Source organism: Nocardia sp. NPDC058640 (assembly GCF_042716995.1).
Taxonomy (GTDB): domain Bacteria; phylum Actinomycetota; class Actinomycetes; order Mycobacteriales; family Mycobacteriaceae; genus Nocardia.
Genome location: NZ_JBHXRG010000058.1, coordinates 1 through 9,228 on the forward strand (window position 1 = coordinate 1; position 9,228 = coordinate 9,228).

Sequence of the window (9,228 nt, forward strand, 5' to 3'; positions counted from 1 at the left end):
AGCAGCAGCCTCAAGCAACGGTGGCAAACTCGCGGCCCCTCAGGGGCCGCGCTCGAGCGCGCCAGCGCTCCAAAAACACAGCCTCAAACCCCCCACGCCCACTCAACCCCCGAGGCTCTGCCACACAAACGTCCCACGCCCACTCAACCCCTGAAGCTCTGCCACACAAAACAGTCCCGCACCCACCCAAACAAAAAGTCCGGCACCGAAACCGGCACCGGACTTTTCGACTACTACTTCACATCAAGCCAGAACATCATGCCGAACAATCGTCTGATCACGACCCGGCCCGACACCGATGCACGAGATCCGCGCACCCGAAAGCTCTTCCAACCGAAGCACATACGCCTGCGCGTTGGCGGGCAACTCCTCGAAGGTGCGGGCCTGGGAGATGTCCTCCCACCAACCCGGCATCTCCTCGTAGATCGGCTTCGCGTGGTGGAAGCCGGTCTGCGTGGTCGGCATCTGTTCGACGCGTTCGCCGTCGATTTCGTACGCGACGCAGATCGGGACGGTGTCCAGGCCCGACAGCACGTCCAGTTTCGTCAGGAAGTAGTCGGTGACGCCGTTGACGCGGGTGGCGTACCGGCTGATGACCGCGTCGAACCAGCCACAACGACGGGCGCGACCGGTGGTGACGCCGACCTCGCCGCCGTTCTTGGCCAGGAATTCACCGAAGTTGTCGAACAGCTCGGTCGGGAACGGGCCGGAGCCGACGCGGGTGGTGTAGCACTTGAGGATGCCCAGCACCGTGTCGATCTTGTTCGGGCCGATGCCCGAACCCACCGCCGCGCCGCCCGCGGTCGGGTTGGACGAGGTGACGAACGGGTAGGTGCCGTGGTCGACGTCGAGCAGGGTGCCCTGCGAGCCTTCCAGCAGCACGGTCTCGCCACGCTCGAGCGCCATGTTCAGCTCGAGGCGGGTGTCGGAGATGCGGTGCTTGAACGCTTCGGCCTTCTCGAGCACCTCGTCGACAACCTGCTGCGGGTCCAGCGCGCGGCGGTTGTAGATCTTGACCAGCACCTGGTTCTTGAATTCCAGTGCGGCCTCGACCTTCTGGGTGAGGATCTTCTCGTCGAGCACGTCGGCCACGCGGACGCCGACACGGGCGACCTTGTCCTGGTAGCAGGGGCCGATGCCGCGACCGGTGGTGCCGATCTTGCGGTTGCCCAGGAAGCGTTCGGTGACCTTATCGATGGCCACGTGGTACGGCATGATCAGGTGCGCGTCGGCGGAGAGCAGCAGGCCGGAGGTGTCGACTCCGCGCTCTTCCAGGCCCGCGAGCTCGTCGAGCAGCACGCCGGGATCGACCACGACACCGTTGCCGATGACGTTCTTGACGCCGGGGGTGAGAATGCCCGACGGGATCAGATGCAGCGCGAACTTGTCACCGTTGGGCAGCACCACCGTGTGACCGGCGTTGTTGCCGCCCTGGTATCGAACGACCCACTGCAACCGCTCACCGAGCAGGTCGGTAGCTTTGCCCTTACCCTCGTCGCCCCACTGGGCACCGATGAGCACGATTGCCGGCATTTCGCAGTCTCCTACAGATCGACGGCAGCACCTGGTGCTGCAGCTACCTGCCGAACTGAGGCGGTGGCCGGGGACACAGTCTAGCGCACGCCTGATCAGGTCCTGTCGACCTGCCCCCGCCGGGCCCGGTCGGATCGGTTACGGTTACCAGTCGGCAGTGATGTATGTGTGACCGAGGAGGGTGTACCGCAGTTTGAGTACCCACGTTCTCCGATGCGGTGACATGCCGGTCCCGATCGCGCTCGCCTCGCTCCCCAACACCCAGACCGCGATCGTGCCCGATGTCGCGGTGATCGACGAATTGCTGCCCGTGCTCGCGGCCGACAGTCTGCCGCGCCTGATCGTGTTGGGCGCCGACGCGTCGCTGGCCGCGGTACTGACCCATCTGATGCGAACCGATCGACTGCACGTCGAAGTCGGGTTCGTGCCCGTCGACACCACCTACGGCTCGCGGGTCTATCAGACCGGCACCGGCAACGCCGCCGCCAAGCGCGCGGTCGAGGGCCGCGCGATCGAGACACCGCTGATCCGCGACGACACCGGCACCGTGCTGGTCGGGCGCGCGAGCATCACCGGCGTCGACGGCGCGAAGCTGGAGGGCGAAGCCTATGTCGACGACACGCTGCTGTTCACCGGCACGGTCACCACGATGCTGATCTCCCCGACCATGACCATGCCCGGTGTGCGCGCGCGTGTGCGCAAGGGTTTGCGCAAGCGCTCCTGGGTCGCCGGGCGCGCCGCGCAACTGGGCAGCCCCGGCGCGGTGGTCACCCGCGACGGAGTCACCGCGCAGCGCACGGTCCCCCGATCCACGTTCTATCGGTTCGAACAACCCTGGTTATTGGTGCGATGACTTACTCTTTCCCCTCGGATCGACGGACCGGCCACGTGCGGCCGAGCCCGGTTTTCCTGCTCATCGTGCTGATCACCGCCGCGGGCGGTGCGCTGGCATGGGACGCCGACATCGACTCGACGCAGGCCAAGGTCGGCGTTTTCCTGCTGGTGGTGTTCGGCTGGATCATCAGCTTGTGCCTGCATGAGTTCTCGCACGCGTATGTGGCGTGGCGGGCGGGCGATCACGAGGTGGAAGTGCGTGGGTATCTCACGTTGAATCCGCTGAAGTACAGCCATCCGGTGCTCTCGATCGGGCTGCCGCTGGTGTTCATCGCGCTGGGCGGGATCGGGCTGCCCGGTGGGGCGGTGTACGTGGACACCACGCGGTTCAAGACCAGTGTGCAACGCCTGGTCAGTGCGGTCGGGCCCGCGTCCAACGCACTGTGCGCGATCGTGTTGTTGCTGGTGATCCGGGCTTTCGGGTCGATGGCCGAACATCCCGCGTTCTGGTGTGGGCTCAGCTTTCTGGCGTTTCTGCAGATCACGGCGTTTCTGTTGAACGCTCTTCCGGTGCCGGGCCTGGATGGTTACGGGGTCATCGAGCCGTCGCTGAGCTACCAGACGCGACGGTCGCTGGACCAGTTCAAGCCGTACGGCATGTTGATTCTGTTCGCCGTCATCTTCTTCACGCCGTTGAGTGACGTGTTCTTCAACGGGGTCTACGCCCTGTTCGGACTGTCCGGGGTGCCTGAAGTGTGGGCCGCGTACGGCAGCCAGTTGACGCGTTTCTGGAGCTGACTCACTCCTCCGGCGTCACATACGGATTGGGCACGGTAGGCGGGAGCAGGGCGATCGCCGAGATGCGCTGCAAACCGCACACCACCATCAGGTCCACCACGATCGACCGGATCTGCGCGAACACCACATGCGCCGACAGGCCCGCGCCCGCGACCAGCTCGGGGCGGGCGTCTCTGGCCACGCTGCGCAGGGCGCGGGTGGCTTCGGCCTGATCGGGTTGCTCGCCGGGGTCGGCCAGCATCATCTTGCGCACCACATCGGTGGCGTGACCCAGTTGGTCGACCAGGTCGATCAGGCGCGGGTCGAGGACCTCGTCGTCGCGGACCAGCGTCAGCGAACGGCGAAGCAGGACACGGGTATTGCGCACCGCGTTGTCGAGTGGGTCCGAAGCGTTGTGGATGCGTTCCAAACGTTTTCGGGAATTCCAGTACAGCGGTGATATTCGGCTGATCTCCCGGCCGCCCTCCAACGCGTCACGCAACGCGTCGATCTGGGGTTGGGTGGCGCGCACCGCGGCCAGCGCGTCGGCCACCTTGGTCGAGTTCTGTTCGAGCAGGCCCTCGGCGCAGGAGATCATCGACTTGCTCATCGCCGACAGCACGTCGGCGGCGTGTTCGCGGGCACGGCGCACCGGGTGCAGCGGGATCAGCGCGACCATCAGCACACCGACAAGTCCGCCGATCAAGGCGTCGATCATGCGGTTGGGGCCCGCGCCCGGCGCCTGGTGCAACGTCGAGACCAGCACCGCCGAACCCGCCGCCTGGATCGTCATCAGCACGCCGCTGCCGAGGAACACCGACACCGCCATGGCACCCGCGACCACCAGCGCCACCTGCCACACACCGGTACCCACCTGGGCGATGAACAGGTCGCCGATGCCGATGCCGACCGCGACACCCACCACCAACTCCACCGAACGACGCACCCGCGCGCCGAACGAGATGCCGATCGAGACCACCGCGGCGGTCGGGGCGAAGAACGGCTCAGGGTGGTGGACGACGTCGTGCGCGATGAACCACGCCAGCGCCGCACCCAGCGCACACTGGATGATCGGGATCGCCGACAGACGCAAGCGCTCGACCGACGCCCGATACCGGCCGACGGTACTTACCTTGGCCGCCGCGACAACCGGAGTGGCCACGGCGACGAAGGGCTTGTGCTCGCTCACCTATGACTCGGACCCGGCCGGTGACTTCAGTCCAAACCGAGCTCGGTCGCGGCCCGCGGGTCGCAATCCTCGAGCAGGTCCAGGCAGCGCGCGTACTCCTCGGTCTCGCCGATCGTCTTCGCCGCGGCGGCCAACGCGCCAACGCTGCGCAGGAAACCCTGGTTCGGTTCGTGGTTCCACGGGACCGGGCCGAAACCCTTCCAGCCGTTGCGGCGCAGCAGGTCCAAGCCACGGTGGTAGCCGGTGCGGGCGAACGCGTACGCGGCCACGGTGTCGTGGTTGACCTCGCCGCCGGCGCGTTTCAGCGCGGCCTCGGCGAGCTGGGCCCAGGCGATCGAGGCGGCCGGAAACTGTGCGGCGACCTCGACGGGGTCGGTGCCGGTGGCGATGGCGTCTTCGGCGTCGGTCAGTTCAGGGAGGAGGACCGGCTGCGGTCCGAGCAGGTCACCGAAGGAAGTCATGGGATTCATTGTGCACTGTGCCGCCTCTCCGCGTATTCAGCGTGCCGTCCGGAGCCTCGACTGTGTGTTGTCGGGCGAGCGTTTTGCGCGGGTGGGGTGGGAGGTGGTTGGGGAGTTACCCATGTTCTTGCGTGATCAGTGGGTTGCGTTGCCGTGCGCGAGTTCGGAAACGCTTCGCGCGCAGCGCCGACTAGTCTGATCCCAGAGTGCAACGTTCGAGCCTGAGCGAGGGGTACAGAGGTGTCCGACCCGACCGACGAGAACAACCCGGCAGCAGAGTCTGCCGGTCCCGGTGCGCCCGGGCGGCGCGATGAGACGTCGGCGTCTCCTCCCGGTGGGCCCGGGTCGGTGACGGAGCCGGATCGGGCGACGCCCGGTAGTGCCGAGACCGTGGTGATTCGGCGTGGGGATCTGCCGGGTCGACCTGGTGGGAACGCTGCGGGGTCCGGTACGCCGGGTTCGCCTGCGGGGCAAACGCCTTCGGGGCCGGGTGCGCAGCAGTCGTGGGGGCGGCCCGGGTTTACGCCCGGTGGGGTGCGGCCCGCGGGTGGTCCCGGTGCGGGTCAGCCGGGCAATGTCGCTGGGGGGCAACAGAGTTCGGGGCGGCCGGATCAGGCGTCGGGCGCGCCGCAGTCTCCCGGTGGGCAACAGGGTTCGGGGCCGGGTGGGCGGCCGATCGGTCCTGATCGTGGGCCGGGTTCGCGGCAGGCCGGGGGGCCTCGCGTTGGTGGCGGGCCTGCGCAGCGGCCTGGTGGGCCGGGGAATGCGAGTGGTCGACCGGGTAGCGGAGCCGGCGGCGAATCGCCGCTGGCGGGTTTGTCGCAAGGGCTGCCGGGTGCGGGGCGAGCGGATGGTGCCGATCCTCGTGCGGAGCGGGGCCCTGAACGGGCGGCCCCCAGTGGGCGTGCGGGGCGGGGTGCTGATGTGGCTGGGCCGGATGCGCCGACGACCGCGATGTCGATTCCGGGGCGGAATTCCGGTGCGGGGCACGGGAGTTCGGCTGATGACCAGACGGTGAAGTTCGGCGGGAAGTCGAAGGCAGATCAGGCCGAGGTGCCGACCCATGCGATGAGCAGGGCCGATCTCACCGTCGATGAGGCGGATGTGACGTCCGGGTCGACGTCGGGCGAGGGTGGCGGAGTCGGGCGCGGGGCGACTGCAGGTAGTGCAGCAGGAGCTGCGGCTGCGGCGGCTGGAGCTGCGGCGGGGTCTGTCACAACCGGGAAAACCGGTGGGGCTGAGACGAACTCCGACTCCCTCGCCGATGGCGGGTCCGGTGCCGGCGCGGAAGACGCGGGTGCGGCGAGCGCTTCGGGGGCGGCCGGGGGCGGCGACGCGGCGCGCGGATCGAACGCGAATGTTGTTGGTGGGTCCGGTTTCGACAAGGACGATCTGCGCGCTCGAGACGGTGTCGAGTCGATGAAGGCAGCGGACGCTGTTGTGGCCGAGAATGATTCGGCCGCTCGGCCTGCAGCGGGCGCTGACGGCACAGGGTCCGAGAAGGATTCGGCTACCCGGTCCGCGGCAGGTGCTCACGACACGGCCTCCGAGAAAGATTCGACTGCTCGGTCCGCAGCAGACGTCGCGACCGAGAAGGATTCGGGTGCCGGTGCGGCGGGGAAGGGCGGGGCGCGCGGCGGTAAGCCTGTCGATGCCGATGCGACGGAGAACTTCAAGACCGGTTCGCCGAAGGGGGTTGGTCCGGGTTCGGAGGATCAGACCGTGGCGATGCGGATCGTGAATTCGGCGGATGCGCCGACGACCGCGGTCCCGGTGCAGCGAGCGCAGGCCGCTGGTGCTGGTGCGACGGATCGGGTGAAGCCTGCGGGTGGGCGGCCCGTGATGACGCCGCCGCCGAATACGCCGCGTCGGCCGGGTGGGCCGCGGCAAGCTGGTCAGCAGGGGCCCGGTGGTCCGGGTCAGCAGGGGCCTAGCGGTCCCGGCCAGCAAGGACCCGGTGGTCCGGGTCAACAGGGACCCGGCATGCGAGGACCCGGTGGTCCGGGTCAACAGGGACCCGGCGGTCAAAGCCAGCAAGGACCCGGCGGTCAAGGTCAGCGTCCCGGCGGTCCGGGACAGCATGGAGTCGGCGCGCTCGGGCAGCAGGGACCTTCCGCAGGTGGTCGACAAGGGCCCGGTCAGCAGGGCGTTGGACCGAACAGGTCGGGCGGTCCCGGCCAGCAAAGCTCCGGTCAGCAGGGCCCCGGTCAGCAGGGACCCGGCCCGCAGGGTTCCGGACAACAGGGTTCCGGACAACAGGGGCACGGGCAGCAAGGTCTTTCCGGGCCGGGCAGGCCTGGGTCTGACGCTTCGAAACAGCAGGCACCCGGTGTCGGCAATCAAGGGCCTTCGGCATTCGCGAAGCAGGGACCCGGCAACCCGGGGCCCGTCGGCTCCAAGCAGTTCGATCCGCCGGCTGCCAGGCTGGGAGCTGCGGGGATGCAGGCTGCCGGTGCGGACAAGGACGTCGAGGAGACGCAGCCTTCGCCGCCGCGTGGGCCGGGTGCCCCGCAGCGTGCGGGTGGGTCGGCGCCTTCGCCTGCCGATATTCAGCCGACTCGGCCCGCGAATCAGTTGGCCGAGGGGCCTCGGCAGGTGGCGCCGCCGCAGCGGGTCGGGGCGGAGCAGGGTGAGCCTGGGAAGGCCGGGGGTAAGTCCAAGAAGTTGTTGTTGATGGCCGGTGCGGGCGTGGTGCTCGTTGTCGCCTTGATCGCGGGTGCTTTCGCGGTGATGGGTGGTACGGATTCCTCGCCCGAGGGGCAGGTGCGGGCGGTGATCGGGGATTACACCGATGCGCTGCAGTCCGGTGATCTCGAGGAGTTGCGGGCCAGCACGTGCGGGCAGCTGCACGACTTCTACCAGGGGATCGAGCCGGACAAGTTCGACGGCGTGCACAAGGCGTCGACCGAACGCGGGTCGATTCCGGTGGTCGACAGTGTGGACGCGGTGCGGATCACCGGCGATACGGCGTTGGCGCAGGCCACGGTGTACACCTCGGCGGATCCGTCGAAGCGGACCGCGCGCACGTTCGACCTGCAGCGCACCGACGGCAGCTGGAAGGTGTGCGACCCCGCCGGAACTCCCTGATCGGTGTCGACCCGTCGTAGCGGACACTTGTGCCTGCTATGACGGGTCACACATAACTGGTGATCCAGATGGGTAAACAAGTAAAGTTTTCCGGATCATGAGCACGGAACAGACAGTGGAGCAGCCGGACATCGACGCTGTGGTCCCGGATGCGACGCTGGTTGGTCAGCGCTTCGGCTTCCGTGACCACTACGAAGTGGGCCGCGAGAAGATCCGAGAATTCGCCAGGGCCGTGCAGAACCTGCACCCCGCCCACCAGCACGAAGTCGACGCGCGCAAGCTCGGCTACGACGGCGTGATCGCCCCGCCGACCTTCGCGTCGGTGATCGGCATGAGCGCCACCCGCGCCCTGCTCGACAGCGTGCTCACCGAGTACGACCTGTCGCAGGTGCTGCAGACCGACCAGGTGTTCGAGCTGTTCCACCCGATGCTGGCGGGCGACCGGATCAGCACCGAGATCGAGATCGAGTCGATCCGCCAGTTCGGCGACAACGACTTCATCAACGTCGGCTTCAAGCTGGTGAACCAGCACGACCAGGTCGCGGTGCAGGGCACCACCACCATCGTGGCCCGCCGCGGCATGGACGTGGACCCCAATATCGTCGAGGCCGTCGAGAACATCAGCATGCACCCGCGCCCCGACACTGTCGCCGGTGTCGGCACGCACGACCTGCTGATCCGCCGCACCGGCCCCGCCCGCGCGCTGCCCCCGCACGAGGCCGCGCCCGTCAACACCACCCCCGAATTCGACACCCTCACCAAGGGCACCGAACTTCCCCCCGCCACCGCCCGCCTCACCCGCGGCGACCTGGCCAACTACGCGGGCGTGTCCGGCGACCCCAACCCCATCCACTTCAGCGACCGCGCCGCCGAATTGGCAGGTCTACCAACGGTTGTCGCGCACGGCCTGCTCACCATGGGCCTGGCCGCGCAGTACCTCACCGACTGGCTGGGCGACCCGACCGCCATCGAAAAGCTCAGCGTCCGCTTCTCCGGTTTCGTCCCAGTTCCCCCCACCGACGCAGGCGTGATCGAGTTCTCCGGCAAGGTCAAGTCGGTAGACCCCGACCGCCGCGCGGCAACGGTCCTGCTGAGCGGAATCTCCGAGGGCCGCAAGCTCTTCGGCCGCGCCGCAGCCGAAATCCGCCTGACCTGAACCCCACACCGCACACCCCGAAGCGCCCCACACCGCACACCCCAACCACACACCTCGCCCCAAACCCGCCACCTACCGCACTCCCAGCCCCGCACCTGCGACCCATAGGGAGCAGCGGCCACGCAGTGGCCGTAGCGGCCCGGCCGCGAGTTAGCCGCCGTTGCGTCCGAGGCGCAGCCTCAAGCAACCGT

7 protein-coding genes are annotated in these 9,228 nt (G+C 68.1%); 4 read left to right on the forward strand and 3 right to left on the reverse strand.

Translation table 11 applies throughout. The annotated features are described in order from the left end of the window. Positions 1 to 243: 243 nt before the first annotated feature. Positions 244 to 1,533 (reverse strand): adenylosuccinate synthase, encoded by a 1,290-nt coding sequence (locus ACFWU5_RS28870; RefSeq protein WP_379270029.1) that lies wholly within the window; start codon positions 1,531 to 1,533, stop codon positions 244 to 246. A gap of 223 nt (positions 1,534 to 1,756) precedes the next feature. Here ACFWU5_RS28870 and ACFWU5_RS28875 point away from each other — a divergent pair, with 223 nt between their 5' ends. Beyond that, positions 1,757 to 2,386 carry a hypothetical protein gene (locus ACFWU5_RS28875; protein WP_379243840.1) on the forward strand — a complete coding sequence of 210 codons (630 nt, stop codon included), beginning with the start codon at positions 1,757 to 1,759 and terminating at the stop codon, positions 2,384 to 2,386. Continuing rightward, positions 2,383 to 3,165 (forward strand): site-2 protease family protein, encoded by a 783-nt coding sequence (locus ACFWU5_RS28880; protein ID WP_379270031.1) that lies wholly within the window; start codon positions 2,383 to 2,385, stop codon positions 3,163 to 3,165. The genes ACFWU5_RS28875 and ACFWU5_RS28880 overlap by 4 nt, the downstream gene beginning before the upstream one ends. A gap of 1 nt (position 3,166) precedes the next feature. On the opposite strand, the gene ACFWU5_RS28885 is transcribed toward ACFWU5_RS28880, so the two are convergent. Then, a complete protein-coding gene (locus tag ACFWU5_RS28885) occupies positions 3,167 to 4,333 on the reverse strand; it encodes an aromatic acid exporter family protein (RefSeq protein ID WP_379270032.1) in 1,167 nt (388 codons plus the stop codon). A 26-nt stretch (positions 4,334 to 4,359) separates the two neighbouring features. Continuing rightward, positions 4,360 to 4,794, reverse strand: coding sequence for a DUF3151 domain-containing protein (locus tag ACFWU5_RS28890; protein ID WP_379243843.1), 435 nt, complete (start codon positions 4,792 to 4,794; stop codon positions 4,360 to 4,362). Positions 4,795 to 5,718: 924 nt separating this feature from the next. Between ACFWU5_RS28890 and ACFWU5_RS28895 the strand changes: the two genes are divergently transcribed. Together ACFWU5_RS28895 and ACFWU5_RS28900 are read left to right on the forward strand one after the other, a co-directional pair. After that, complete coding sequence (locus ACFWU5_RS28895; RefSeq protein WP_379270034.1) at positions 5,719 to 7,881, forward strand: hypothetical protein; 2,163 nt, start codon at positions 5,719 to 5,721, stop codon at positions 7,879 to 7,881. 97 nt (positions 7,882 to 7,978) lie between these two features. Continuing rightward, positions 7,979 to 9,037 (forward strand): fused (3R)-hydroxyacyl-ACP dehydratase subunits HadA/HadB, encoded by a 1,059-nt coding sequence (locus ACFWU5_RS28900; RefSeq protein ID WP_379270036.1) that lies wholly within the window; start codon positions 7,979 to 7,981, stop codon positions 9,035 to 9,037. Positions 9,038 to 9,228: the final 191 nt, after the last annotated feature.